22 protein-coding genes and 1 pseudogene are annotated in these 25663 nt (G+C 66.3%); 12 read left to right on the forward strand and 11 right to left on the reverse strand.

Features of this window, described 5'->3' with window-relative positions; genetic code table 11:
- Positions 1 to 32 precede the first annotated feature (32 nt).
- Entirely contained in the window at positions 33 to 1208 is a 1176-nt protein-coding gene (locus ACOOHP_RS18385) for a DUF3047 domain-containing protein (protein WP_420467935.1), read from the forward strand.
- A 290-nt stretch (positions 1209 to 1498) separates the two neighbouring features.
- A complete protein-coding gene (locus ACOOHP_RS18390; protein ID WP_420467936.1) occupies positions 1499 to 2215 on the forward strand; it encodes a TetR/AcrR family transcriptional regulator in 717 nt (238 codons plus the stop codon).
- A gap of 75 nt (positions 2216 to 2290) precedes the next feature.
- Here the strand turns inward: ACOOHP_RS18390 and ACOOHP_RS18395 are convergent, their stop codons facing one another.
- On the reverse strand, positions 2291 to 3046 hold the full coding sequence (locus ACOOHP_RS18395) for a hypothetical protein (protein ID WP_420467937.1): 756 nt from the start codon (positions 3044 to 3046) through the stop codon (positions 2291 to 2293).
- Positions 3047 to 3190: 144 nt separating this feature from the next.
- Between ACOOHP_RS18395 and ACOOHP_RS18400 the strand changes: the two genes are divergently transcribed.
- A protein-coding gene (locus ACOOHP_RS18400) for an IS3 family transposase (RefSeq protein WP_420465030.1) occupies positions 3191 to 4749 on the forward strand; the annotation gives its coding sequence in 2 pieces (ribosomal slippage) (positions 3191 to 3629 and positions 3629 to 4749; 1560 coding nt in all).
- Here ACOOHP_RS18400 and ACOOHP_RS18405 read toward each other — a convergent pair.
- From ACOOHP_RS18405 to ACOOHP_RS18425, 5 genes are all read right to left on the reverse strand, one after another.
- On the reverse strand, positions 4730 to 5368 hold the full coding sequence (locus tag ACOOHP_RS18405) for a hypothetical protein (RefSeq protein ID WP_420467938.1): 639 nt from the start codon (positions 5366 to 5368) through the stop codon (positions 4730 to 4732). The two genes, ACOOHP_RS18400 and ACOOHP_RS18405, sit on opposite strands and share 20 nt — an antisense overlap.
- A 251-nt stretch (positions 5369 to 5619) precedes the next feature.
- Positions 5620 to 6114 carry a DUF1993 domain-containing protein gene (locus tag ACOOHP_RS18410; protein ID WP_420467939.1) on the reverse strand — a complete coding sequence of 165 codons (495 nt, stop codon included), beginning with the start codon at positions 6112 to 6114 and terminating at the stop codon, positions 5620 to 5622.
- A gap of 212 nt (positions 6115 to 6326) precedes the next feature.
- A complete protein-coding gene (locus tag ACOOHP_RS18415) occupies positions 6327 to 7223 on the reverse strand; it encodes a pirin family protein (protein ID WP_420467940.1) in 897 nt (298 codons plus the stop codon).
- Positions 7224 to 7271: 48 nt separating this feature from the next.
- Positions 7272 to 7658 carry a DoxX family protein gene (locus tag ACOOHP_RS18420; protein WP_420467941.1) on the reverse strand — a complete coding sequence of 129 codons (387 nt, stop codon included), beginning with the start codon at positions 7656 to 7658 and terminating at the stop codon, positions 7272 to 7274.
- A gap of 31 nt (positions 7659 to 7689) precedes the next feature.
- Positions 7690 to 8292, reverse strand: coding sequence for an FMN-dependent NADH-azoreductase (locus ACOOHP_RS18425; protein ID WP_420467942.1), 603 nt, complete (start codon positions 8290 to 8292; stop codon positions 7690 to 7692).
- A 100-nt stretch (positions 8293 to 8392) separates the two neighbouring features.
- Between ACOOHP_RS18425 and ACOOHP_RS18430 the strand changes: the two genes are divergently transcribed.
- From ACOOHP_RS18430 to ACOOHP_RS18440, 3 genes are all read left to right on the forward strand, one after another.
- Positions 8393 to 9322, forward strand: a complete 930-nt coding sequence (locus ACOOHP_RS18430) for a LysR family transcriptional regulator (protein ID WP_420467943.1) — start codon at positions 8393 to 8395, stop codon at positions 9320 to 9322.
- A gap of 277 nt (positions 9323 to 9599) precedes the next feature.
- Positions 9600 to 9890 carry a nucleotidyltransferase family protein gene (locus ACOOHP_RS18435; RefSeq protein ID WP_420467944.1) on the forward strand — a complete coding sequence of 97 codons (291 nt, stop codon included), beginning with the start codon at positions 9600 to 9602 and terminating at the stop codon, positions 9888 to 9890.
- Positions 9883 to 10236, forward strand: a complete 354-nt coding sequence (locus ACOOHP_RS18440; protein ID WP_420467945.1) for a DUF86 domain-containing protein — start codon at positions 9883 to 9885, stop codon at positions 10234 to 10236. The genes ACOOHP_RS18435 and ACOOHP_RS18440 overlap by 8 nt, the downstream gene beginning before the upstream one ends.
- A gap of 108 nt (positions 10237 to 10344) precedes the next feature.
- Here ACOOHP_RS18440 and ACOOHP_RS18445 read toward each other — a convergent pair whose 3' ends face one another.
- From ACOOHP_RS18445 to ACOOHP_RS18460, 4 genes and pseudogenes are all read right to left on the reverse strand, one after another.
- Entirely contained in the window at positions 10345 to 12279 is a 1935-nt protein-coding gene (locus ACOOHP_RS18445; protein WP_420467946.1) for a flavin-containing monooxygenase, read from the reverse strand.
- Between the two features lie 166 nt (positions 12280 to 12445).
- A pseudogene (locus ACOOHP_RS18450) lies at positions 12446 to 13246 on the reverse strand (AMP-binding enzyme); the annotation flags it as partial.
- Positions 13247 to 13277: 31 nt separating this feature from the next.
- A protein-coding gene (locus ACOOHP_RS18455) for an IS3 family transposase (RefSeq protein ID WP_420465030.1) occupies positions 13278 to 14836 on the reverse strand; the annotation gives its coding sequence in 2 pieces (ribosomal slippage) (positions 13278 to 14398 and positions 14398 to 14836; 1560 coding nt in all).
- Positions 14837 to 14884: 48 nt separating this feature from the next.
- On the reverse strand, positions 14885 to 15772 hold the full coding sequence (locus ACOOHP_RS18460) for an AMP-binding protein (protein ID WP_420467947.1): 888 nt from the start codon (positions 15770 to 15772) through the stop codon (positions 14885 to 14887).
- Positions 15773 to 15941: 169 nt separating this feature from the next.
- On the opposite strand from ACOOHP_RS18460, the gene ACOOHP_RS18465 reads away from it, so the two are divergent.
- The 4 genes from ACOOHP_RS18465 to ACOOHP_RS18480 all read left to right on the forward strand — a co-directional run bounded on the left by ACOOHP_RS18465 (position 15942) and on the right by ACOOHP_RS18480 (position 21669).
- Positions 15942 to 16835 (forward strand): MBL fold metallo-hydrolase, encoded by an 894-nt coding sequence (locus ACOOHP_RS18465; RefSeq protein WP_420467948.1) that lies wholly within the window; start codon positions 15942 to 15944, stop codon positions 16833 to 16835.
- Position 16836: 1 nt separating this feature from the next.
- Positions 16837 to 18006, forward strand: coding sequence for an iron-containing alcohol dehydrogenase (locus ACOOHP_RS18470; protein WP_420467949.1), 1170 nt, complete (start codon positions 16837 to 16839; stop codon positions 18004 to 18006).
- Positions 18003 to 19235 carry a cytochrome P450 gene (locus ACOOHP_RS18475; protein ID WP_420467950.1) on the forward strand — a complete coding sequence of 411 codons (1233 nt, stop codon included), beginning with the start codon at positions 18003 to 18005 and terminating at the stop codon, positions 19233 to 19235. The genes ACOOHP_RS18470 and ACOOHP_RS18475 overlap by 4 nt, the downstream gene beginning before the upstream one ends.
- Positions 19236 to 19422: 187 nt before the next feature.
- Positions 19423 to 21669: an alpha/beta fold hydrolase gene (locus tag ACOOHP_RS18480; protein WP_420467951.1), complete on the forward strand. Its 2247-nt coding sequence runs from the start codon at positions 19423 to 19425 to the stop codon at positions 21667 to 21669.
- Between the two features lie 12 nt (positions 21670 to 21681).
- Here ACOOHP_RS18480 and ACOOHP_RS18485 read toward each other — a convergent pair whose 3' ends face one another.
- On the reverse strand, positions 21682 to 22782 hold the full coding sequence (locus ACOOHP_RS18485; protein ID WP_420467952.1) for a PA0069 family radical SAM protein: 1101 nt from the start codon (positions 22780 to 22782) through the stop codon (positions 21682 to 21684).
- 338 nt (positions 22783 to 23120) lie between these two features.
- Between ACOOHP_RS18485 and ACOOHP_RS18490 the strand changes: the two genes are divergently transcribed.
- A complete protein-coding gene (locus ACOOHP_RS18490) occupies positions 23121 to 23819 on the forward strand; it encodes a 6-phosphogluconolactonase (protein WP_420467953.1) in 699 nt (232 codons plus the stop codon).
- Positions 23820 to 23961: 142 nt separating this feature from the next.
- Positions 23962 to 25503, forward strand: a complete 1542-nt coding sequence (locus ACOOHP_RS18495) for a class I adenylate-forming enzyme family protein (RefSeq protein WP_420467954.1) — start codon at positions 23962 to 23964, stop codon at positions 25501 to 25503.
- Positions 25504 to 25663 lie beyond the last annotated feature (160 nt).

A 25663-nucleotide genomic window follows, 5' to 3' on the forward strand; every position in this document is an offset into this window, starting at 1 on the left:
CAATCCGCCTACCGTTGCTCCAGACCATCCCCATGCCCATCCGTAATGCGCCTTCGCAGATTCCCACCACCTTGCGTTTCATGGGCTCGCGCCTGGCCCACCGCATGCGCGGAGGCGGTCACGTGCCGGTGCCCGACTTTCGCGGACGAGTCGAACTGGCGGTGCAAGCCCTGGGCGACGAAGCGGTCCTGCGTTGCGACTGGATCACCGTGCAGCCCGGCGCCGAACCCTGGCTGGATACCGGTCTGAGCCTGCCCGCCGGTCAGGCCGTGAGCCTGATCGCCGACGGCATGGTCTACGCCTCGCGGCCGCTGGACGTCGGCTTCGAGGCCAAGATGGGTCTCTGGTATCGCGTGGGCGATTCCGAACTGGCCAAGATCGTCGGCAACGCCAGCACCTTTTATTCGGGCAAGGGTGGCGCGCTGCATCTCACCGCCAAGCCGCCGGGCGAGTTCGCGGATCGTCTGGGCGCATTCGAGCCTGCGTATCCGCGCAAGCCGCTGAGCGGTGCCTTCACGGTCGCGGTCATCCAGTGGCGTGGCGATGCCGTGGCCGCGCTGCAGGTCGCCGCGAAACTGGAACCCGAACTGTTCGAGCCGGCCCTGCAGCGTCTGCAAACGCCGGTCGCACCGCCGCCGGGCTGGCATTACCTGTGGCGCCTGGGGCAGGGCGAAATCTTCACCCCGCAAGCCGATGATGCGTCCGCGCTGTGCTGCCACACGCGCTCGGACGTCGGCATCCTGCAGTTTCCGGTGGACCGTCCGCTCACCCGCGACAGCTTCGTGTCCTGGTCCTGGTGCGTGGAACAACTGCCCTCGACGCTGCCCGAACACATCGAGCCCACCCACGATTACCTGTCGTTGGCGGTGGAGTTCGACAACGGCCTGGACCTGACCTGGATGTGGAGTGCCTCGCTACCGGTGGACACCATTTTCCAATGCCCGCTGGCGTGGTGGAACGAGCGCGAGACCCACTGGGTGGTGCGCAGCGGCACCGAGCAACTCGGCCAATGGCTGGACGAACGCCGCAACCTGCAGGACGACTACCGCAAAGCCATCGGCGACGACCTGCCCAAGCGCGTCGTCGCCGTGTGGCTGATCGCCAACACCGTGTTCCAGCGCGGCGAGGGCAAGTGCGAGTACCGCAACATCCTGCTGCAGGACGCCAGCGGCAGCGAGCGCATCGTCGGCGCAAACCGCAGCGCCTGAGACTCTCGTAAGCAGTCGTGGCCCGGGTGCAACCCGGGATGCCCCCGGCCCACAACATCCGACAGTCTGCATTCCTACCCTCGGGTAGAATTTGATCCGGGGTGCGTCCAGCACCCGAATCCGGAATCCGCATGCCTGCTTCACGTTCCGGCGCCGCCTCCCGGCGCCGCTCCCCTGCTGTATCCGCCGCGCCGCCGCCGAAGAAGGCGCCAGCCGCGGTAGCCCGGGTGCAACCCGGGTCATCGTCTGCCGCATCGTCGCCGAAGAAGTCGCCACCCCCCGTAGCCCGGGTGAAACCCGGGTCATCCTCTACGACGCCGTCACCCAAGAAGCTGTCGCCGCCGCCCGGCAATCGCGGCAGCACCAAGACCGCTGCCGACGCCCCCAATTCGATGCGCGAACAGGTCAAGGCCTTCAAGCGCGAACAGATCCTGGAAGTGGCCACCGAGTTGTTCTACGAGCAGGGCTACCAGCGCACCTCGCTCGACGCCGTGGCACAGCGCCTGGGCGTGACCAAGCCCTTCATCTACTACCACTTCCAGGACAAGGCCGAACTGCTGTTCGAGATCAGCCGGCGCGGCATCACCCGCGGCAACGACGTGCTGCGTGCCGCGCTGGCCGCACCCGGCCCGGTCGCCCCGCGCCTGCATACAGCCGTTTGCGAGATCGTACGCACCATCATCCAGGCGCAGCGCTACACCGCTATCTTTTTCCGCGAGCAGAAGAACTTCGACGCGCGCATCCGAGCCCCGCTGGAAAAAATGCACCGCGAATTCGACGATCTGCTCGCCCGCCTGCTGGAACAGGGCGTGACCAGCGGCGAATTCCACATCACCGACGTGCGCCTGTGCTCGCTGGCCATCGGCGGCATGCTCAACTGGGCCTACACCTGGTATCGGCAATCAGGCCGGCTGTCGGTGGATGAACTGGCGCAGGGGATGGGAGAGCTGGTTTTGCAGGCGGTGGGGGTGGCAGCGCAAAGGGGCGATGCGTCCAGCTACCACTAGGTGATGGGGGATGGCTCGGAATTGCCGCAAGCGGGCACTCGCGACGCACCGTTCATAGTCAGTCATCAATCGGAATCAGATCGACGGTCCCAATTTGGACTGCAAGGGGCCCCACTGGTCTGGCTCGTACCATCCCATTGCGGCCGTTCGCAATAGAATCGACCCTGGAGATATGCCATCCGGCAATGTCAGACCAAGAAGCATGAAGATCACCCGCTCCAGCAGTATCGCGAGGTGCCACTCGGCTACTGCCAGAACATCCGACGAGACGGAAGTGCGGCTCCCATGAGCAAGCGCATTGCGGATTTCTCTCAGCCCGCGCCTCCTATCCGATCCGAGAATCGGCCATAGATCCCTGCAGTAGCTAGCCATCATCGGGTACGCGCGAACGAAGGCTTGGAGCTTGTCTCGAATGCCGGGTCGATTCGCGACGTCGATGAGGCCCTTTAGCCGCGCCGAGATCTCCAAAGCGTTCTCGCCTCCTTGGTCGGCAACGGCTTTCCGTAACTGTTCAAGATGTCCAGTCAGCGCTTTAGTCGTGAAATGTGGGTTCTGTGGCGTCTGGTTCTGCTTCCATGCGACCTCAACCGCTCTTTCCAGTGCGGAGTACATGAACAGGAAGCGATCCGCAGCCCTCGACTTGCTATGAGGATTGACTGCCACCGAAAGATGGCGCACCAAAGATCGGGTCTTACTGTCGGCTTTTCTATATGCATCCACCAGGCTCGTGGCGCATTCGACGAATTCGTGAGGCCGCGCGACAAAGTCACCGCGGTCATCGCGCGCACACGGCGTCACCTTCGGCTCAAGGGGAGCGATCCACGTAGACACAGTTTCACCATCAGTGAGCGTCCAGCCGTGCAATGACACGGCTTGCCGAAACAGAACCGACAAGGCCTCGAGCGAAGTCCCCCCGCGTCAGAATAGTTGCCGCCTTGATAGGACCATCCCTGGGGGCGTCAATGAAGGTAGAACGTGGCTCGATACGGACAAGGATTCAAGGACCGCGCGGTAGCGCGGCTGTTGCCGCCTGAAAGCGCGGCGGTGGAAGACGTGGCGTTAGCAGTGGGAGTGGGTGCCCAGACCTTGCAGCGTTGGCGAGAGCAGACGCAGTCCGGGCCGGTGAAGGCTCGGACGTGGACCGCGGGATCGCGTCTGGAGGCGGTGATTGCAACAGCACCGATGGCCGAAGCGGATCGGAGTGTGTGGTGCCGGGAACAGGGTGTATTTCCGACGGAGTTGGAGAAGTGGCGGGCCAGCGCAACGGCCGCACTGGCGGAACCCGAAGAAGCCCGTGCCAGTCCGCAGGCGACGCGACAGGACCGCAAGCGCATCAAGGAGCTGGAGCGCGACCTGCTGCGCAAGGACCGGGCGCTGGCGGAGACGGCGGCTCTGCTGGTCCTTTCAAAAAAACTCGCGGCGATCTTCAACAAGGCAGAGGACGAATGATCGACCTCGAAGATCGCCAACGCCTGGCCCACAACATTCAAATCGCCCAGGGTGCCGGTGCCCGGCTGCACGCCGCGTGCGACACCGCGGGCATCGACACCCGCACCCTGCAGCGCTGGAGAGCGTGCGGGGGGCTCGTGGACGGCGATGGAAGGCCCCAGGCCGTCCGACCCACACCGGCGCATGCCCTGAGCCTGGCCGAGCGTGCCGAGCTCTTGCGCGTGGCTAATGAGCCGCGCTTTGAGGCCGTGCCGCCAGCGCGCATCGTGCCGATGCTGGCCGACGAAGGCGTGTACCTAGCCAGCGAGTCCAGCTTCGCGCGTGTGCTGCGAGCACATGGCCAAGCCACTCACCGTGGACGCGCCCGCGAGCCGCACACGGTACGCCCACCGACCACCCACATCGCCACTGCACCGCGCCAGGTGTGGTGCTGGGACATGACCTATCTGCCGGCCACGGTGCTGGGACGCTGGTATCACCTCTACCTGATTCTCGACCTCTACAGCCGCAAGATCGTCGGCTGGGAGGTCCATGACCGCGACCATGCCGATCACGCAGCGCATCTGGTGCGGCGCACCGCCCTGGCAGAGGGCATTGCGGCCCTGGTGAACAAGCCCGTGCTGCACGGCGACAACGGCGCCACGCTCAAGGCCACCACGGTGCTGGCGATGCTGCACTGGCTCGGAGTGAAGCCCTCCTACTCGCGGCCGCGGGTGAGCGACGACAACGCCTACGCGGAATCGCTCTTCCGCACCGCCAAGTACCGGCCCGAGTTTCCGGCCAGAGGATTCGAAGACCTGGCGGCAGCGCGCGCCTGGGCAGCCGGCTTCGTGCGCTGGTACAACATCGATCATCGCCACAGCGGCATCCGCTACGTCAGCCCGGCACAGCGCCACGACGGCAGCGATGGTCCGATCCTGGCGGCGCGCCACGCGCTCTACGCCCAAGCCCGCGAACGAAACCCTGCACGATGGTCAGGCGCAACGCGAAACTGGTCGCCGGTACTCGCCGTCACCCTCAACCCCGAACGCGACTGCGTCATCAACACCCACGTCGCCGAAACCTTTAAGCAACTCGCTGCATGAATGAGGCGGCAACTACCTTGACGCGCGCCGAAGTCTTGAACTGCGCAACCACCTGGGCGGAGTCGACTGGGCTACCCGGCGGCAAGTTTGCTACCGCGCTAAAACCAGCAATCACTGTGGCGCCCGGAATCTCTGCGTCGCGGTGGTAATTTGTAACCCATTCCGCCACGAAGCTTGTCGAGCCCAGACCCGGTAGATCTAAAACGAACAGCTCATTTGAACCCGCCCTGTCGCCAAAGTGAACGAAGCTTGCTTCAGATCGCAGGTAGGAAATGGGTGCCAGATGGAAGCGGATATCCCTTCTTGCATTTATCGGGGGACACAGAACCGTAAGCCTTTCGATATGAAGCAGCTCTATGGCCTCCAAGCCGAACTTGCTTTTCGCCGAACATGGAAATCGGCGCCAATTTACTCCTTGCATGTTGATGGTGAAGGCGCCACTTTTTCCCGATAACGTACATGGGTTGCTTGGTGGCTTCTTACTTATGTGCCGGGCGGGCACTGCCAAGCGGATCTGCGCCTTTTGTCCTCCCACGTATGGCAGCTGCACATCGCAATATACGGGCAGCGCCGCCCCATCGGCACCCCTCAATTCGGCATCGAAATCGAACTTATGCATCCCCGGCCTCAAATTCACCTGATGGTCGCATCCTACGTCCCTTTGAATTCGGTCCTTGACGCCAACCTCGCATCTTGGCGCGACTCGAGCTGATCTCGGACACGATCATCTTAGGTGCGCGGGTAGCTCACGCCGAACGATCAATCTCAATGTTTTAGAAGCTCTCGTTGCATCCTTGATGTTGCTGCTCACTATCCGTTCTGGGCTGTAGCCTCATGGTCGGCGAGACCACGGCTCCGTTCCCGCTCCACTCACGCCGCAACAAAATTCACCCGCCCCCGAAAATCCATCCTGCCGACGTCGACGCCGTTTTGGCGGAGAATCGCGTAGGCAATGGAGAGGTGGAAGTAGGTGTTGGGCACCGTCATCTGCAACAGGTTGTCGACGCCGACGATGACTTTTCCTGGTGCCCACGAGAAAGGCACTCGGCGCTCGCTGGCACCGGCGTGCCGGGCTTGCGGCACGCTGTCGGCGAACGCAACGTTCTTGCGGATGCGCACGTTCAGATTGTCCAGGGTCTGTTCGTTGTCCTCGTGCACGGGCGGGGTCTGGCCGGACAGACAGGCGGCGGCGCCCTTGACGTAATCGCAGGTGCTCTGCACCTGGTAGATCAACGGCTGCATGTCTGGTGCCAGTCGGGCGATCAACAGCACGCCGATGTCGAATTTCCGGGCGGCGGCGTGTTGCTCGGCCTTGTCGAGGCAGGCCTCAAGATTCTTCAGGGACTGTGTGCAATGGTTGATCACCGGGTGGTACGTGATCTGGGTCCGCGCGTAGAGGGCCCATCAGTCTGGCAGGGGCGGAGGGGAATCGCCCGGTCGCGGGGGGCTCGCATTGGTCGCCAAATCGGCGGCCTGCGCACGGCGGTATCCGGCGCTTGCGGGTCGCAGGGCTCGGACAGATGAGCCGAGCGCCACGCCGATCAGCAGGTCGGCACTACGCTCGTTGGAGGACAAATTTACGCGGCCTTCACCAACTCCCCGCTCTGATAATCCTGGATCGCCTGTTCGATCTCCTCGCGGGTGTTCATCACGAAGGGGCCGTACTGCACGATGGGTTCGCGCAGCGGCTTGCCGGCAACCAGGATCAGGCGCGCGCCTTCGTTGCCGGCGGCGAACACCACGTGGTCGCCATCGTCGCTGAGCACGCCGGCGGCCTGATGCGGTAGCGCACGGGCGGCATCGCCTTCACCGATTTTCGCTTCGCCTTCGTAGGCATAGGCGAACGCGGTGTGGCCGGCGGGAAGGGCGTGTTCGAAGCGCGCGCCTGCAGGCAGGTGCAGGTCCAGGTACAGCGGGTCGGTGGACAGCGGTCGGTCGGCCGTGTTGATCGGGCCGCTGACGCACTGCTCGCCCAGCGTCACGGTGCCGGCGATCACCTTCACCGTTCCGCCGCCGCTGTTGGCCGGCAGCTCGACGCTGGGGATCTCGGCGGCACCGATGTCGCGATACCAGGCCGGCTTCATCTTTTCCTTTGCCGGCAGGTTCAGCCACAGCTGGAAGCCGCGCATGCGACCGGATTCCTGCAGCGGCATTTCGGAATGGACGACACCGCGGCCGGCGGTCATCCACTGCACGCCGCCGGGACCGAGATCACCGACGTTGCCGAGGTGATCTTTGTGCTGCATGCGGCCGTCGAGCATGTAGGTGACGGTCTCGAACCCGCGGTGCGGGTGCGGCGGAAAGCCGGCGATGTAGTCGTCCGGATTCTCGGTGCCGAACTCGTCGAGCATCAGGAACGGGTCCAGGTACTGACCGCGCTGGCTGCCGATGCTGCGGCGCAGCTTGACGCCGGCGCCGTCGGAGGTTTCCACCGAGCGGATCAGGCGGGCGAGGGTGCGAGGACGGGTGTTCATGGGAGTCTCCTTTGAAGGGCTCAGAGATGGGGTTGCGAGGAGCAATTTCTAGCCGCGACGCCGGCCATCGACGCTCCAGGCACCGGCGCCGTGGGCGACCAGCAGCAGGAACCCGCCGGCGATCGCGAGGTTCTTGAGCAGCATGGTCATCTGCATCGCGTCGTCCGGCTTGAAGTGGAACAGCAGGCCGGAGGCGATGCTGAAGCCGGCCAGCAGCAGGGCGACCAGCCGCGTCTGCCAGCCGACGATGATGGCCAGCGCGCCCAGCACTTCCAGCGCGATCACCAGCGGCAGGGTGAAGCCGGGGACGCCCTGGGACGCCATGTAGGCAAGCGTGCCGTCGTAGCCGCCGATCTTCTGCAGACCGGCGAGCAGGAACAGGGTGGCGAGCAGCACGCGGCCGGCGGGGGCGGCGAGGGTCTGGAGCGTGTTCATGGATGCATTCCTGGTGGGTTGCGATGGTTGCTCACGCGGCGAGCCGCGCGATGGTGTCGTTGGCCTGTTCGAGCGCCCGGGTCTTGCTGTCGGGGCTGATGGCCAGGCCCTCGGCGTACACGAATTCCACGTCCTGGATGCCGATGAAGCGCAGGAAGTCGCGCACGTAGCTCGTCTGCGTGTCCAGCGGCGTGCCCAGGTAGTGACCGCCGCGGGCAGCGAACACGTAGGCCTTCTTGTTTTTCAGCAGGCCCTCGGAACCTTGGGCGGTGTAGCGGAAAGTGATCCCAGCGCGGGCGATGTGATCGAAATAGGCTTTTAACTGAGACGGAATGCCGAAGTTGTACATCGGCAGACCCAGCACGATGACCTCGGCGCGTTGAAGCTCGTCGATCAGCGTGTCGGAGTAGTCGATCACCGCCTGCTGTTCCGGGCTGCGTTGTTCGACCGGGGTGGTGAAGGCGGAGAAGCGCGCGGCGTCCAGATGCGGTACCGGCTCGCCGGCGACGTCGCGGTGGATCAGCGCGGTGTCGGGGTGGCGTTCGCGCCAGGTGCGCACGAAGCGCTCGGCAAGCTGGCTGGACTGGCCGTGGTCGGTGAACAGGCTGGTGTTGATCTGCAGCAGAGTGGTCATGGCACATCTCCGGGCGGTGTGAAGGTGTGCGTATTAGATGATTGGATGAAGAGATAAAAAAGAACAATAATCCGTCTGTACATATCGAATAAATGAATGGATGAGCCAGCCCCGCATCGGCATCGAACAGTGGCGCGCGCTGATGGCGGTGGTGGACGCTGGCGGCTACGCGCAGGCCGCGCAGGCCTTGCACAAGAGCCAGTCCGCGGTCACCTACGCGGTGCAGAAGATCGAGGCGCTGCTGGGCGTGAAGGCCTTCGAGGTGCAGGGGCGCAAGGCGCAGCTCACCCCCACCGGCGCGTTCCTGTACCGCCGCGCGCGGGCGCTGCTGGAAGAGGCCGAAAGCCTGGAGCGCGCCGCGGCGCGGCTGTCCGCCGGCTGGGAGGCGGAGATCCGGCTGGCCGTGGAGGTCATCTTTCCCACCGACGTGCTGCTGTCCACCCTGGCGCAGTTCGGTCAGGAAAGTCCGCACACGCGCATCGAGCTGATCGAGTCAGTGCTGGGCGGCACCGCCGAGACCCTGCTCAAGGGCGAGGCCGATATCGCGGTGGCGCCGCAGGTGCCGCCGGGTTTTCTCGGCGAGCCGCTGGTGCAGATGCGCATGCAACTGGTGGCGGTGCCGGGACATCCGCTGCATGACCTGCAGCGCGAGCTGACGCAGACCGACCTGCGCACCCATCGCCACATCGTGGTGCGGGATTCCGGCAGCCAGCGCCAGCGCACGCCGCTGAGCCTGGAGGCCCGTCAGCGCTGGACCGTGAGCCACATGGCCACCTCCATCACCGCCGTGCGCGAAGGCTACGGTTTTGCCTGGCTGCCGGAAGACAAGATTCGCGCGGAGCTCGCCAGCGGTGTGCTCAAGGCGCTGCCGCTGCAGGGTGGTGAACAGCGCATCGCCGGCCTGCACCTGATCTATGCCGATCGCGATGCCGCCGGGCCGGGCACCTTGCGGCTGGTCGAGCTGCTGCGGCAGAACGTGCAACGGGAATGCGGCACGCGGCAGGCCGATCCGGAGCCGGTACGGGCATGACGAGCCTGCGCGCCCCCCTTGCCTGCGGCAAACCGGGCTACCCGGCCCTCATCCTTTGCCTGGCGCGGGGCGGCCGCTGGCTGATCGCGGGTATTCCACGATTTACCGCTACCCGGCGCGGGCCTGCATCCACCCGATGGTTACCACGCGGAGCCAGCCGTGGATTGGGCTTGACGGTTGCAGCGGCCACGGGCCGCCCGTGTACGTGAAGGAGGGACGGGGCATGCCCGCCGACATCGCTAGAATCGGCACGTAGGCACGAAGTCGGGCATCTCCCATGACGCGAACGAAGATCATCGACGAACTCAGGCAGCACAAACCTATCCTCGCCGCGCGGTTCGGCGTGACGGGCTTGGCGCTGTTCGGATCTCTGGCGCGCGATACCGCCTCCAGCGATAGCGACATGGACGTGCTGGTGCGCTTCGACGGTCCGGCCACATCGCAGCGGTATTTCGGTGTGCAGTTCTACCTGGAGGATCTGTTCGGTCGCCCGGTGGATCTGGTCACGGACAAGGCGCTGCGGGCGGAACTGCGGCCTTGCGTCGAGCGCGAGGCGCTGCATGTCTGAACGTCGGGAGCGCGAATGGCGCTTCTATGTGGAAGACATGCTGCGCTTCGCCCGAACTGCGCGCGAATACACCGACGGTTTCGATCTTCCCGCCTTGCTCGCAGACCGGCGCAGCTACGACGCGACGCTGCGCAATCTCGAATTGATTGGCGAGGCTGCGCGCCGGGTGCCGGAGACTGTGCGCACGGCGCACCCTGACATTCCGTGGCGCCAGATGATCGCGACGCGCAATCGTCTGACGCACGCCTACCTCGGCATCGACGACGACACGATCTGGAGCATCATCGAGGATGTCCTGCCGGCGTTGATCCGCGCCCTAGAGTCCCTGCTGGCGCAGTTGGCGTAGGGCGGGCCGTGCCCGCCATCGGACGGTGATTCGCGCACCGGACTCGGCGGCCGCGGGCCGCCCCAAGGAGTGGCGCCATTCATCACGGGCCCATGCCCGCCGCGAACCTCAGGCCGCCGACGGCGCGGCCGTGCGCGACGGCGTGCACACGTAGTCGTCGAAATCCGGCTCGTGCGTCATCGACCAGAAATCCACCAGCCGGAACGGGATCGGCGAGAACACGCGACCCTGGTCGTTGCGATACCAGTTGCGCATGCCGGGGTGGGTCCACACCAGCTCGGCATGTTCGGCGTCCACGCGGGCGCAATAGCGGTCCTGCACCTCGCTGCGCACTTCGATGGCGCCGATCTGCTGCTCGATCATGTGCGTCAGGCAAAGGCTGATGTAGCGCATCTGGCATTCGCTCATGAACATCAAGCTGCCGCCATGGGCCAGGCCGGTGTTGGGGCCGGAGAGCAGGAACAGGTTGGGGTAGTCCGCCACCGTGGTGCCGAGGAAGGCGCGCGGATCGTCGTCGCCCCAGCGCTCGCGGATGGGCACGCCGGAGCGGCCACGGATGTCCATCGGCGCCAGCATCCTGCCGGCCTCGAAGCCGGTGGCAAGCACGATGGTGTCGGCTTCCACGCGCTGACCACTCGCGGTGACCACGGTGCCGGGCTCGACGTGATCGACCGCCTCGGTGAGCAGTTCCACGTTGTCGCGGCGCAGGCTGCGGTACCAGTGGTTGTCGATCAGGATGCGCTTGCCGTAGGGCGGATAGTCCGGCAGGCACTTGGCGATCAGATCGTCGCGGCCTTCGAGTTCGCGCAGCAGGTGATCGGTGAGCAACTGCCGATGCTTGTCGTTGCGCCGGTTCATGGCGCGCTCCGGATGCGGCCAGTCGGGGTCGCGCCGCAAGGTGGGCAGCAGGCCGTCGCCGAAACGCCACAGCAGCCCGCAGCGATACCAGGCGTAGTAGTAGGGCACCTCGCGCAGCAGCCACTGCGCTTCCGGCGTCACGCGCGCGTGGTAGTCCGGGTCGAAGCGTGCCCACTGCGGCGAGCGCTGAAACACGGTGACCCTGGCCGCCTGTTCGGCCAGCGGTGGCAGGAACTGCATGGCGCTGGCACCGGTGCCGATCACCGCCACGTGTTGTCCGGACAGATCGGTGCCCGCGGGCCATTGCGCGGAGTGCCACCACGGTTTGCCGAAGGTCTCCATCCCGGGAAACGGCGCCAGCTTGGGACGGTTGAGTTGGCCGACGGCGGTAATCACCCAGTCCGCCCAGTGCTCGGTCTGCGCGCCGTCGCCACTGCGCAGGACCGCGCACCACTGCTGTCGGTCCGGGTACCAGCGCAGGCTCAGCGCTTCGGTGCGAAAACGGATGTGCCGGCGCAGGTCCCTGCGCTCGGCCATGCGTCGCAGATAGTCCAGCACCTCGCCGCGCTTGGAGTAGTTGCCGCTCCAGCCGGGATTGGGCTCGAACGAGAACGAGTAGAAATGATTGGGCGTGTCGACGCCGGCGTCGGGGTAGTCGTTGTCCCACCAGGTCCCGCCGACCTCGGGGTTCTTCTCGACGATGTCGAAGCCGATGCCGAGCCGATCCAGGTGCACCGCGGCGCACAGCCCGGACAGGCCGGCACCGATCACCAGCACGCGGCGCGTGCGGGTCGCGGGCGGTGGCGTCGGCGTGCTCCAGCACACGTTGCGATCGGCGAGGTTCATCTCTTCGGCAATGATCGGCGCGTATTCGGGCGGCACGCGCTCGCCGAGCATGGCGCTCATGATCGCCAGCAAGGTGGAATGGTCCGGCGCCGGGACCGGCTCGCGCGTGCCGGCACCGAGCTGGTCCAGCACCTGCGCCATCGCCTCGCGAACCTGCTGCTGAACTTCCACCGGCAAGCCGCCACCGGGATCGGCGAACAGCGCCACGTCGCGCTGCGGACAGAACGGCGGCTCAATCCAGCGGCGCTCGCCGGTGATCTGCGCCAGGCAGGCGAGCAGGGTCGGAACGGAGGCCTGCGCCAGCGCGGCCCGAGACTCGATTGGATGGAGGTCGCTCATCTTGGCTCGCCGATTTCAACGCAAAGGCGCAAAGAACAAACGCCAGGAGAACGCAAAGAATCGAGAGTCCGCAGGCTGGCTCGTCCGTCGGTGTCGCGTAATTCAGACTTACTCTGCGTCCTCACTTTTCCTTTTGCGCCTTTGCGTTGAATCGTCGTTCCCCAACTCATGATGGATCCCCGCCAAAGCGATCACTGCGCACGCGGATGCCGGCCTGCTCGCGATCCCAGGTATCGGCGGTGATGCCCTGCTCGCGCAGCCGATGCTTCTGCACCTTGGCGGTCGGGGTCTTGGGCAACTCGTTCACCACTCGCAGGTAGCGCGGCACCATGAAGTGCGCCATACGCGGTCGCAGGAATTCGATCAGTTCGGCCGGGTCGATCTGCGCACCGTCCACCGGCGCCACCACCACCATCACGTCTTCTTCGCCGAGGTCGCTGGGCACGCCGATGGCGGCCACCTCGCGCACTGCGGGATGCTGGACCACGTCGGCCTCGACCTCGAACGAGGAGATGTTCTCGCCGCGACGGCGGATGGCGTCCTTCATGCGGTCAACGAAATAGAAGTAGCCGTCGGCGTCCTGGCGGAAGGCGTCGCCGGTGTGGAACCAGCCGTTGCGCCAGGCCTGCGCGGTGGCCCGCGGATTCTTGTAGTAGCCGCTGTTCATCGCCCAGGGGCGGTCGGTGCGCACCAGCATCTCGCCAACCTCGCCGAGGCCGACCTCGCAGTCGTGCGCATCGACCAGGCGCACCTCCACGCCGGGCCGAACCTTGCCGCAGGTGCCACGCACGGCCGGATTGGGTCCGGAGACGATCGGCGAGGAGACTTCCGTCATGTTGAAGATGGTGTAGACGTCCACGCCGAAGCGCTGCGAAAACGCCTTTACGTCACCGGCCAGCGGCACCATCAGCACCCGACGCAGGGGGTTGTCGGCGTCCTCTTCGCGCGGCGGTTGCTTGTCCAGGAACCGGCGCGCGTCAAGGTAGTTGCCGCCTCATTCATGCAGCGAGTTGCTTAAAGGTTTCGGCGACGTGGGTGTTGATGACGCAGTCGCGTTCGGGGTTGAGGGTGACGGCGAGTACCGGCGACCAGTTTCGCGTTGCGCCTGACCATCGTGCAGGGTTTCGTTCGCGGGCTTGGGCGTAGAGCGCGTGGCGCGCCGCCAGGATCGGACCATCGCTGCCGTCGTGGCGCTGTGCCGGGCTGACGTAGCGGATGCCGCTGTGGCGATGATCGATGTTGTACCAGCGCACGAAGCCGGCTGCCCAGGCGCGCGCTGCCGCCAGGTCTTCGAATCCTCTGGCCGGAAACTCGGGCCGGTACTTGGCGGTGCGGAAGAGCGATTCCGCGTAGGCGTTGTCGTCGCTCACCCGCGGCCGCGAGTAGGAGGGCTTCACTCCGAGCCAGTGCAGCATCGCCAGCACCGTGGTGGCCTTGAGCGTGGCGCCGTTGTCGCCGTGCAGCACGGGCTTGTTCACCAGGGCCGCAATGCCCTCTGCCAGGGCGGTGCGCCGCACCAGATGCGCTGCGTGATCGGCATGGTCGCGGTCATGGACCTCCCAGCCGACGATCTTGCGGCTGTAGAGGTCGAGAATCAGGTAGAGGTGATACCAGCGTCCCAGCACCGTGGCCGGCAGATAGGTCATGTCCCAGCACCACACCTGGCGCGGTGCAGTGGCGATGTGGGTGGTCGGTGGGCGTACCGTGTGCGGCTCGCGGGCGCGTCCACGGTGAGTGGCTTGGCCATGTGCTCGCAGCACACGCGCGAAGCTGGACTCGCTGGCTAGGTACACGCCTTCGTCGGCCAGCATCGGCACGATGCGCGCTGGCGGCACGGCCTCAAAGCGCGGCTCATTAGCCACGCGCAAGAGCTCGGCACGCTCGGCCAGGCTCAGGGCATGCGCCGGTGTGGGTCGGACGGCCTGGGGCCTTCCATCGCCGTCCACGAGCCCCCCGCACGCTCTCCAGCGCTGCAGGGTGCGGGTGTCGATGCCCGCGGTGTCGCACGCGGCGTGCAGCCGGGCACCGGCACCCTGGGCGATTTGAATGTTGTGGGCCAGGCGTTGGCGATCTTCGAGGTCGATCATTCGTCCTCTGCCTTGTTGAAGATCGCCGCGAGTTTTTTTGAAAGGACCAGCAGAGCCGCCGTCTCCGCCAGCGCCCGGTCCTTGCGCAGCAGGTCGCGCTCCAGCTCCTTGATGCGCTTGCGGTCCTGTCGCGTCGCCTGCGGACTGGCACGGGCTTCTTCGGGTTCCGCCAGTGCGGCCGTTGCGCTGGCCCGCCACTTCTCCAACTCCGTCGGAAATACACCCTGTTCCCGGCACCACACACTCCGATCCGCTTCGGCCATCGGTGCTGTTGCAATCACCGCCTCCAGACGCGATCCCGCGGTCCACGTCCGAGCCTTCACCGGCCCGGACTGCGTCTGCTCTCGCCAACGCTGCAAGGTCTGGGCACCCACTCCCACTGCTAACGCCACGTCTTCCACCGCCGCGCTTTCAGGCGGCAACAGCCGCGCTACCGCGCGGTCCTTGAATCCTTGTCCGTATCGAGCCACGTTCTACCTTCATTGACGCCCCCAGGGATGGTCCTATCAAGGCGGCAACTATTCTGACGCGGGGGGGAACGTTGCCATCACCCCGAGCAGGAAGGCCACCGTGGTTTGCGTGTCACGCACGAGTTTCCAGAAGCCGGCGGTGTCGAAGCGCTCGACAAAGCTGATCGAGGCGCCGCGCGCGAACATCACGTACGTACCACCCATGCCGCCGATGTGGAACATCGGCATGTTGATCAAATAACGGTCGTCGCGGGTCACGAACGGCCAGGTTTCCGGACCGGCATTGGAATACAGGTGCAGGTAGGAGCAGTACACGCCCTTCGACGGACCGGTGGTGCCGGAGGTGTAGATCAGCGCGAACGGATCCCAGGGCTGCGTCGGTCGCGGCGGCGCGGCGAGCGTTCCGTCGTTCGGCAGCAGCGCCTCTTCGTAACGCAGGGTCTTCAGCGGCGCCGGCGCCGAAGTCTTGGGCCCCACCACCACCACGGTGTCGAGTCTCCCGGTGGGTACCTCGTGCAGGCGCGCCAGCAGATCGCCATGGATCACCGCCACGCGCGCATCGGCGTTGTCGATCACGTGCGCCAGCAGTGCGCCCTTGTAGGCGGTGTTGATGCAGGCGAACACGGCGCCCAGGTAGTTCACCGCGAAGAACACGCGCAGTGCTTCGCGGCTGTTGGGCAGCCACACCAGCACATGGTCGCCCTGGCGCACGCCGAGTTGCCGCAGGCCCAGCGCGGTCTGCAGGGTGAATTCGCGCAACTGGGCGTAGGTCCAGGTTTCGCCGTCGTCACCGAACACGGCGAACACCTTGTCGGGCTGCTCGCGGTGCCAGCGTTCGATCAGGTCGCGCGTCACCACCTGGTCGCGCGGCGGAATGCGCGGGTCGCGGGCCTGCGCGGCCTCGGGATAGGCGGCCAGTTCGATGGCGTGGGTCATCTGCGTCTCCGGCGCGTGCGGCTTGCGATGCAACTGGATGGTACTTCATCCTACTGGTGAGTAGAATCGAGTCAGAACGAGTGGTCGGCGTGCGTGCCGCAGGGTCACACGTCGCGCTAGCACGCCGCGACCGGCGTATCGTCGAAATGCCGAACCAAGGAGGAGAGCCATGAGCGTACCGCTGCTGCTGGGCGACGCCCGCATTCACCGCATCGAGGAATGGTCGGGCGACTTCATGACGCCGCAGAGCCTGTTCGCGGGCTTCGACGAAGCCTCGTACGCCGCGGCCCGCAAGCAGGTTCCCGATGCTTATCTGGACCTCAACACCGACACCCTGCGTGCCTGTCTGCAGAGCTTCGTCATTGAGCATGGCGGCAAGCGCATCCTGATCGATACTGGCGCCGGCAACGACAAGGACCGTCCCGGCATCCCGCTGTTCGCGCACCTGAGCACGCCGTTCCTGCAGCGCATGGCGCAGGCCGGCTTCCCGCCGGAGACCATCGACCTGGTGATCTGCACGCATCTGCATGTGGATCACGTCGGCTGGAACACGCAACTCGCGGGCGATGCGTGGGTGCCGACCTTCCCCAATGCGCAATACGTGTTTACCGATCCCGACGCGCAATACTGGAATCCGGACAATCGCCATCGTTTTCCCGACAAGATCGGCGAGCAGGTCAACACCGGTTTCTTCGAGGACAGCGTCAAGCCCATCCTGGATCGCGGCCTGGCGCGGCTGGTGAGCGGCCCCACCTCCTTGTTCGATGGGCTGAGCCTGACGCCGGCACCCGGACACACGCCGGGTTGCCAGACCATCACGGTCGAGAGTCGCGGTGAGCGCGCGGTGTTCGTCGGCGACGTGGTGCATCACCCGCTGCAGGTGTACTGCCCGCACTGGAACAGCATTTTCTGTGAAGACCCCGAGCAGGCGCGCGCCACCCGCCTCGCGGTGCTGGAACGCGTGGCCCACGAGCAGGCGATCATGATTCCGGCGCATTTCGCCGGCACCCACATGGCCCGGGTGGTGCGTCGCGCCGACGGCTTTGTCGCCGAGGGCCTCTGACATGACCCCGGCCAGCTTCGAGCAGACCGCCACCGAGCGGGTGCTGATGGGCCAGCCCGCGGCCGAGGCGCTGCATGCCGAGGTCGAGCGGCTCGGTGCACAGCGCGCGTTCCTGATCGTCAGCGACAGCCTGCTGCGCAATACCGACGAGATCGAGCGGATTCGCCAGACGCTGGGCGCGCGCTGCGCCGACGTGTTTTCCGGCGTGCAGCCGCACGTGCCGCGCGCCAGCGTGCTGGCGGCGGCTGCACAGGCTCGCGCCGCACAAGCCGACCTGATCGTTTCCATCGGCGGCGGTTCGGTCACCGACGCCGCCAAGGTGGTGGCGCTGGCCCTTCGTCACGGCTGGCAGACGCACGAGGATTTCGAGCCGTTTCACTTCTACGTCGACGCGCAGGGCGGTTTGAACTGGCCGGACTTCGAAGGCCCCGAGCTGCGCGTGGTATGCGTGCCGACGACCCTGTCCGGCGGCGAGTTCAATCCGCTGTCCGGCGCCACCGACGAGCGCGTACGGATCAAGCAGGGCTATCGGCATCGCGCGATGGCGCCGGTGAGCGTGATCCTGGACCCGGCGCTGAGCGTGCACACGCCGGAATGGCTGTGGCTGTCCACCGGCGTGCGCGCCTTCGACCACGCCTGCGAGACCCTGGGCTCGCACCTGTCCAATGCCTTCTGCGATGGCCTGGCCGAGAGTGCACTGCGCCTGCTGTCCGACGGCCTGCGCAGGGTCAAGGCCAGTCCGCAGGATCTGGACGCGCGCCTGCAGTGCCAGATCGGCGCCTGGCAGTCGATGATTCCGGTGATCGCCGGCGTGCCGATGGGCATCAGTCATGCCACCGGCCACGCCCTGGGCGGCAGCTTCGATGTGCCGCATGGCCACACCTCCTGCGTGATGGCGCCGTACGCGCTGGCCTTCAACGCCGCGGTCAACGCCGAGCGCCAGCAGCGCATCAGCGCCGCGCTCGGTGCGGCGGCAACGCCCGCCAGCGAACTGGCGGATACCTTCATCCGCGATCTGGGCATGCCCCGCAGCCTGCGCGACGTGGGCGTGCAGGAATCCGACCTGCCGCGCCTGGCCGAAGCGGTGATGCACGATCTGTGGACGCGCACCAACCCGCGGCCGCTGAACACGGTGGACCAGGTGCAGGCCTTTCTGCGCACCGCGTTGTGAGTGCCGACATGAAGGTGCCGGTGTTCGATCCCAACGATCCCGTGCAGCTCGACGACCTGCTCGGGACCTGGCGCCGGCTGCGCGATCACGCACCGGTGCAACACACGCCCATCGCCGGCGGCACCTGGCTGCTGACGCGATTCGACGACATCAAGCGGCTGTTGCGCGACGCCGAGGCGCAGATGAAACCGCCGGGTCTGGACCCCGGTGCGCCGCTGGCCGGTGGCCCGGCCGAGCGTATCTATCGCGGCCTGATGGTGCTCAATGATCCACCGGTGCATACGCGCATCCGTCGCCTGGCGGAAGTGGCGTTGACGAAGAAGGGCGTCAGCGGGCTGCGCGAGCGCATTACCACCGTGGTGGACGAGGCGCTGGACGCGGTGGAGTCGCGCGGCGAACTCGAGGCGGTGACCGAACTGGCGTTTGTCGTGCCGCTGCGGGTGATCTGCGGCTTTCTCGGCATCCCGCCGGCCGATCGCATGCGCCTGCTGGAGTGGACGCCGGACTTCTTCCGCATCTTCATCCCGGCCGCCAACGATGCCGAAGGCATCGCGGCGTGTCATCGCGCCTGCCAGCACTACATCGACTACATCGGAGAGCTGATTGCCTATCGTCGCGCACGGCCGGCGGACGATCTGTTCACCGCGCTGATCCAGGCCGAGGAAGTCGGCCAGCGCCTGAGCCCGGACGAGCTGGTGGCGACCGTGTTGTCGCTGCTCACCGGCGGCTTCGACACCACCATGGGCATGCTGTCCGCGGGCCTCTACACCTTGGCCGAGCAACCCGAACAGTTCGCGCGCCTGCGCAGTGATCCGGCCGGTCTGGCGCCGGCGGCGGTGCAGGAGTTCATCCGCTGGGAATCGCCGGTGGGGGTGACCTTTCGCCACTTCACCCACGATGTGGAGCTCCACGGCGTGCGCATTCCGGCCGGCGAGCCGGTGTGGATGTCGCTGTTGTCGGCCAATCACGACGAGCGCCGTTTTAGCGATCCCGACCGCATCGACATCGAGCGGCCGGACAACCGTCATCTGGCCTTTGGCGGCGCGCGTCACTTCTGCCTGGGCAACAACCTAGCGCGGCTGGAAGGCGAGGTGACGTTCGAACGCGTCGCGCGGCGCTGGCAGTCGTTCGAGGTCACCGGCCCGACGCCGCGGCGGCCCAATTTCCAGTTCCGTTCCATGAGCGCGTTGCCGATCCGGTTCGAGACGGCAGCCAGCCCACGCCCATGAGCGCTTGCCATGACGGCTAGTGACGGTGTCATCGAAGCGTAATATCCGGACTCAGGCGCGGAACCCAGGCAGACGGTCAGGCGTGTGGACCTTGGAGGGTGGTCCGGCAACGACATCCTGATGCCTGACCGCGACACCCAGGGACGGACCCGATCCGCCCGGCACGATAACAACGAGGAGAAGGCCGATGCGTACCCCGCCGATGTGGGTCCTGCTGCTGAGCACCTTTCTGAGCCTGTTTCTGGGCGCCTGCGGCGGCAGCGGTTCGCGCAACGACAGCCCGCCCGTGGTCGCCCTGTTCGAGCCGGCCCCGGTCGAAGGCACGCCCACCCTGCCGTATCCGAACGATCTGCTGTTCGCCGGTTTCGACGACCCGACTCTCAACATTCCCAACCCGGGCGACGCCAATCCGCTGGTGGCGGCGGCCAATCTCACCGACGGCTTTTCGACCACCGCGCCACTGTTCACCGACCTCGGCGGTACCGTGGACCTTGAGACCGCCGCGCAGGGCATTCTGGTGATCGACAGCAGCACCGGCGCGCCGCTGGTGGCGGGCCAGGACATTGCCTACGCCGACTATCCGCCGTCGCTGGCGGCATCGGGCGATGGCCGCATGCGCGTGCAGATCAAGCCGTTGAAACCGCTCAAGCCTTCGACGCGCTATCTGGTCGTGATCACCGATCAACTGCGCGATCTGGAGGGCCGCGCGGCCGAGCCTTCCGAGCAGTTCCGCGTCGTGCGCAGTGCAACGCCGGTGAGCGAGCAGGACGATGCGACGGCCATGGCGCTGGAGCCGGCGCAGCAGGCGACGCTGGAACAGGTGCGCAGCCAGCAGGTGCGCCCGGCGGTAGAGGCCGTACTCGGCGCCGTGCCCAGCCTGAGCGAGGCGCAGATCGTGCTGGCGTGGACCTTCACCACGCAGAACATTGCCGCCACGCTGGGGCGCATCGATGCCGGCGCCGATGTGCGCGCCGCCATCGATCACCCGCAGCCGCTGACGATCCTGGCCGCGCCGTCCGGCCAGGACACCTCGGCCATCGGCGCGCCGCCCGTGGCCGACATCTTCGCCGGCGCGGTGGAATTGCCGTACTACCTGCAGGCGCCGAGCGATGCGGGCGACGCGATCATCAGGCAGACCTTCTTCGCCGCCGATGCCACCCAGCCCGATACCCGCACCGACACCGAAGGCCAGCCCCTGGTGCAATTCCTCGGGCAGGTGCCCTGCGCGGCGTTCGCATTGGGCAGCACCTTGCCAGACGGCCAGACCGCGCAGCCCAGTACGTCGACCACCGCCTGTTTCCCGGTGCCGGTGGAGCGTTCGGTGCAACGCGTGCCGCTGCTGGTGACCGTGCCCAACGCGGCCAGCGGGCAGACGCGACCAGCCTCGGGCTGGCCGGTGGTGATCTTCCAGCACGGCATCACCCGCAATCGCACCGATGCGCTGCCGGTGGCGCCGACGCTGGCGGCGGCCGGGTTTGTGGTGGTCGCCATCGATCTGCCCCTGCACGGCATCGTGGCACAGGCTTGCGAGCCGACCGATGCGCTGTGCCTGGGCCAACAGGCGATCCGCGGTGCCAATGCCCTGAGCGGTGCCACCGAGCGCACCTTCGACATCGATCTGGATGGCGACGGTCTGGCCGAGGATTCCGGCGCCTACTTCACCGAGCTCACCAGCCTGGCGACCGCGCGCGACAACCTGCGCCAGGGCGTGGCCGATGTGCTGCATCTGTCGCGCCTGGTGACGCGCCTGGATCTCGACGGCGACAGCGCCGCGGACATCGATGCAGATCGCATCCATTTCGTCGGCCATTCGCTGGGCGGCATCGTCGGCACCACCGCGCTGGGCGTGACCGAACAGTTCGGCGCCTCTTCCATCGTCGCCTCGGGCGGCGGCATCGCGCGGCTGCTGGACGGTTCGCGCAGCTTCGGTCCGGTCATCGCCGAACAGCTCTCCACACTGGCCGGCATCGAGGAGGGCACCGACGACTACGAGTCCTTCCTGCGTTTTTCCCAGCACCTGATCGACGATGCCGATCCGATCAACTACGCCGCCGCGGCGTCGGCGAACCGGCCGTTGCACTTCATCGAAGTCATTGGTGATCTGGTGGTGCCCAATACGGTGGTCCGTTCCGCGGGCAATGAGACGCAGGATCGTGCGGTGACCGCCGGCCCGCTGTCGGGCAGCACGCCGCTGATCGGGCAGCTCGGGCTGCAGGTGCTCGACCCGATCACGCCGCCGCTGGCCATGCCCGACGCGCCGCTAATCGGCACCGCATTGAAACTGGCGGTGCGCTTCGCCATCGGCGAACACGGCTCGGTGCTGGACCCGACCAACTTCCCGGCGGTGACGCAGGAGATGCAGCGCCAGATTGCCAACTTCCTGGCCAGCCAGGGTACTTGCCTGCCGCTGGGAGGCAACTGCACTCCGCCCTGAAGACGGCGCGCCTCAGAACAGGCTCGCCTGCGGGCCGTCGTCGTACAGCGGGCGCAGCGGCACGCGGAACTGGGTGGTGTCTAGCTGCATGCGCATGGAGTTGGTGATCTCGAAACCCAGGCGCTTGCAGGCGACCTGATAACGCTGCGCGATCAACTGCGCGTACGGTCCCACGCCGCGATGACGGGTGAAGAATTGCGGATCGTTGTCGCGGCCGCCACGCGCCTGGTTGATCAGGCTCATCACGTGCTCGGCCTTGAGCGGCGCGTGATCGGCCAGCCACTGACGGAACAGCGGCGCCACCTCGTTGGGCAGGCGCACCAGGATGTAGCTGGCCGCAACGGCGCCGGCTTCACGACCGGCTTCCAGGATCGCCTCGAGTTCGGCGTCGTTGATGAAGGGGATGATCGGCGAGGCCATCACGATCACCGGCACGCCGGCCTCGGACAGCTTGCGGATCGCACGCAGTCGTGCCCCCGGTGAGGCCGCGCGCGGCTCCAGGGTGCGTTTGAGTTCATCGCGCAGGGTGGTGAGGGAGATCGCCACCATCGCCAGCTTCGCTGCGGCCATCTCGGCAAGCAGGTCCAGGTCGCGACCGATCAGCGCCGCGCCCTTGGTGACGATGCCCACGGGGTGGCGATAGGCGCTGAGCACTTCGAGAACGGAGCGGGTGACGCGGTACTCGCGTTCGATCGGCTGGTAGGGATCGGTGTTGGCGCCCAGCGAGATCATCGCCGGTGCGTAGCCCGGCTTGCGCAGCGCCTGTTCCAGCAGTTTCGCGGCGTCCTGCTTGTAGAAAAGCCGGGTTTCGAAATCCAGACCGGGCGACAGGTCCATGTAGGCGTGCGCCGGCCGCGCGTAGCAGTAGATGCAGCCATGCTCGCAGCCGCGATAAGGATTGAGCGAGCGGTCGAAGCCGATGTCGGGCGAATCGTTGTAGCTGATCACGCTGCGTGCGCGTTCCGCCAGCACCGTGGTGCCCGGCGCGCGAAGTTCGTCCTCGTCCAGGTCCCATCCGTCCGCGCAGCGCTCCTGAGAGGTGCGGCCGTAGCGCGGAGCGGGGTTGAGGTTCGCGCCGCGTCCGCGCCACGGCGGCTGGGAAGCGTCGTGCATTGCTCTGCTCATGAAGAATGCTGATTATATATACAGTCTATGACCTGCTACCAACCGACTCCCGGCTGGACCGATGGAAGCGGTTGGCGGCTGGCGGCTGAGGCGGGCGTGGGCGGCCCTTGCAAGTCGGCGATTCGGGTTTAACCGCTGCGCAGGCACCGTGTCGCCGGCGCACTATGGGGTTCGCTCCACCCCGGCGCCCGCGTTCGGCCACGGCGGGGAGTGACTCAATGTCTCTCCCCGCTAAGCCAAACGCCGTCCTCGACCTACGGCCTTCGCCCGATCCCCCCGTGAGAAATGCAGGCTAGGCTGCGGCCTGCACCAAAGGATGAACGGGCGTGACGGAATACGAGTTCGAGTCGACGCGGGAACTGGATGAGGCTCTGGTCGAGGCCGTGGCGTTCTGCCTGCAGCGCGCGCTGGCACGTGGAGAGCGGGCCAGTCTGGCGCTGACCGCCGACGTTGATCTGGCCGATGCGTGCGCGGGGCTGTCGCGGCAGACGCTGGATTGGGCGCGGGTAGAGATTTACTTCACCGACACGCTGTCGGTGGCACCGGGCTTTGCAGCGGATGCGGCGCATCGTCTGCGCAAGGCGTTCGCCGTGGGGGACGCGGTTGAGGCTTCGATTAACGAGCTGCGCGATGCTCGACTCGGCGCGCTGGCCGCGATGCCGACCCTGGTGGAACAGGTTCAGCGCTGGCCATGGCCGCTCGATGTCCTGCTGCTGACCGTGCGTGGCGACGGCGGCGTTGCCGGCCTGTATCCGGACATGCCGGCGTTGGCCGCGATGCTCGATCCGCGCTGGTCGCTCCCGCTTGGACTGAGCCGGATCGCAGATTTTGAAGGCGTCAGCCTGGGTCTGCGCAGCCTGTTGCAGGCGCGCGAGCTGTTCTTGGTGGCGCGTACCTCGGATGCGTGCGTGGCGCTCGATGCCGCACTGGCTGCTCCGGCGCGTGTGTCGACGCCCGTTGCGGCGCTGCTGCGTCATGCGCCGGCAGCGACGGCCCGCGTGCTGCGGCTGGCGCCTGCTCCCTAGGCGGCACAAGTCCGGGTCTGGCGGCGATGCCGGCCATACCCGCAACGCGGTCCGGGCGCGCCCTAAGTGACTTGCGTACGGGGCTGTCCGAAGCTGCTTGCGGCGCCGGTCCGGGCGCGCCCTGCATGGAGACCCCAAGCCGATGAACCTTGCTCAGTTGCTGGTGCGTGCTGCCCGCCTGTTTCCGGACCGCCCTGCGCTGTTCCACGGCGAAGAACTGTTGTGCGATTACCGCGAACTGGGGCATCGCGCCGCCTGCATCGGCGGGTTTCTGAGCCGCGAGCACGGCCTGCAGCCCGGTGACCGGGTCGCGCTGTTCATGACCAATGTGCCGGAGTATCTGGAGTTGATGTACGGCGCCTGGTACGCCGGACTGGTGGTGGTGCCGATCAACGCCAAGCTGCACCCGCGCGAGGCGCAGTACATCATCGAAAATTCGGGGGCATCGGCGCTGTTCGTGACGCACGACCTGGCCACGGGTCTGAACCCGCTGCTGAGCGAACTCGCAACCGTGCGCGTGGCGATCGAGCCCGGCAGCGACGCATTCGGCGCGATGTACGACGCAACGCCGGTCGAGGCAGTGGAGCGCGCCGCTGCCGACGTGGCCTGGTTGTTCTACACCTCGGGCACCACCGGGCGGCCCAAGGGTGTGATGCTCACGCAGCGCAACCTGTTCACCATGCTGTCCTGCCATTTCATGAACGTCACCGCCACGGCGCCGGAGGATTGCGCTGTGTATGCCGCACCGATGTCGCATGCCTCCGGCATGGCCAATTTTCCCCACATGCTGGTGGGAGGGCGCCACGTGGTGGCGCGGTCTGCCAGTTTCGACCCCGCCGAGATCGTGCGTCTGGCTGCGTTTCACGGCAACGTGTTTACCTTCGCTGCGCCCACCATGGTCAAGCGTCTGGCGGAGCATGTCGAGGCCAGCGGTGCCGACCCTTCCGGCTTCAAGGCGGTGCTCTACGGTGGCGGGCCGATGTATCTGGAAGACATCCGGTACGCGCTGCGCGTGATGGGTGACCGCTTCGTACAGATCTACGGGCAGGGCGAAACGCCGATGACGATCACGGCCTTGTCTTCCAGCCTGCTGGCCGATCGCGAGCATCCGCGTTACCTGGAACGCATCGCCTCGGTGGGCGTGGCGCAGGCGCTGGTGGAGGTCAAGGTCACCGACGAGGACGGCAACGAGCTGCCGGTGGGCGAGGTCGGCGAGATCATCGTGCGCGGCGATACCGTGATGAAGGGCTACTGGAACGACCCCGAGGCGACCGCCAGGACGATCCGCAACGGCTGGTTGTTTACCGGCGACATGGGCTGCTTCGACGCCGATGGATTCCTGACGCTGAAGGATCGCTCCAAGGACATGATCATCAGCGGCGGCTCCAATATCTATCCGCGCGAGATCGAAGAGGTGCTGTTGCAGCACCCTGGCGTGCACGAAGTGTCGGTGGTCGGGCGCAAGCATCCCGAGTGGGGCGAGGAAGTGGTGGCGTTCGTGGCGCCCAAGCCTGGCGTCGCGGTGACCGCTGCCGAACTCGACGCCCTGTGCCTGGATCACATCGCGCGATTCAAGCGGCCCAAGCATTACCGCATGCTGGAGGCGCTGCCCAAGAGCAACTACGGCAAGATTCTGAAGACCCAGCTGCGAGAGTTGCTGTCCAGCGAAGATGCCGCTGCCTGAATCTGCCAGTTCACGCTGACGAGATAGGCGCGAATCCTCGAATCGGGCGACAATGGCGGGGTCGGCAGGTGCAATTCCGCGCGAGACGGATGCGCCGACCTAGAGCGACAACAGAGGAGCGTGCGGTGAGCGTCGTAGCCGGTCGGGTCGTGCATAACCC

The organism is Panacagrimonas sp. (genome assembly GCF_965216805.1).
GTDB lineage: Bacteria > Pseudomonadota > Gammaproteobacteria > Nevskiales > Nevskiaceae > Panacagrimonas.

Coding starts and splice junctions, on each gene's coding strand:
- ACOOHP_RS18415 (WP_420467940.1), bottom strand. CDS start 7,223: ATGAACACCCGTCCTCGCACCCTCGCCCGCCTGATCCGCTCGGTGGAA.
- ACOOHP_RS18405 (WP_420467938.1), bottom strand. CDS start 5,368: ATGCATAAGTTCGATTTCGATGCCGAATTGAGGGGTGCCGATGGGGCG.
- ACOOHP_RS18465 (WP_420467948.1), top strand. CDS start 15,942: ATGAGCGTACCGCTGCTGCTGGGCGACGCCCGCATTCACCGCATCGAG.
- ACOOHP_RS18485 (WP_420467952.1), bottom strand. CDS start 22,782: ATGCACGACGCTTCCCAGCCGCCGTGGCGCGGACGCGGCGCGAACCTC.
- ACOOHP_RS18445 (WP_420467946.1), bottom strand. CDS start 12,279: ATGAGCGACCTCCATCCAATCGAGTCTCGGGCCGCGCTGGCGCAGGCC.
- ACOOHP_RS18430 (WP_420467943.1), top strand. CDS start 8,393: ATGAGCCAGCCCCGCATCGGCATCGAACAGTGGCGCGCGCTGATGGCG.
- ACOOHP_RS18495 (WP_420467954.1), top strand. CDS start 23,962: ATGAACCTTGCTCAGTTGCTGGTGCGTGCTGCCCGCCTGTTTCCGGAC.
- ACOOHP_RS18460 (WP_420467947.1), bottom strand. CDS start 15,772: ATGACCCACGCCATCGAACTGGCCGCCTATCCCGAGGCCGCGCAGGCC.
- ACOOHP_RS18480 (WP_420467951.1), top strand. CDS start 19,423: ATGCGTACCCCGCCGATGTGGGTCCTGCTGCTGAGCACCTTTCTGAGC.
- ACOOHP_RS18470 (WP_420467949.1), top strand. CDS start 16,837: ATGACCCCGGCCAGCTTCGAGCAGACCGCCACCGAGCGGGTGCTGATG.
- ACOOHP_RS18435 (WP_420467944.1), top strand. CDS start 9,600: ATGACGCGAACGAAGATCATCGACGAACTCAGGCAGCACAAACCTATC.
- ACOOHP_RS18440 (WP_420467945.1), top strand. CDS start 9,883: ATGTCTGAACGTCGGGAGCGCGAATGGCGCTTCTATGTGGAAGACATG.
- ACOOHP_RS18420 (WP_420467941.1), bottom strand. CDS start 7,658: ATGAACACGCTCCAGACCCTCGCCGCCCCCGCCGGCCGCGTGCTGCTC.
- ACOOHP_RS18425 (WP_420467942.1), bottom strand. CDS start 8,292: ATGACCACTCTGCTGCAGATCAACACCAGCCTGTTCACCGACCACGGC.
- ACOOHP_RS18385 (WP_420467935.1), top strand. CDS start 33: ATGCCCATCCGTAATGCGCCTTCGCAGATTCCCACCACCTTGCGTTTC.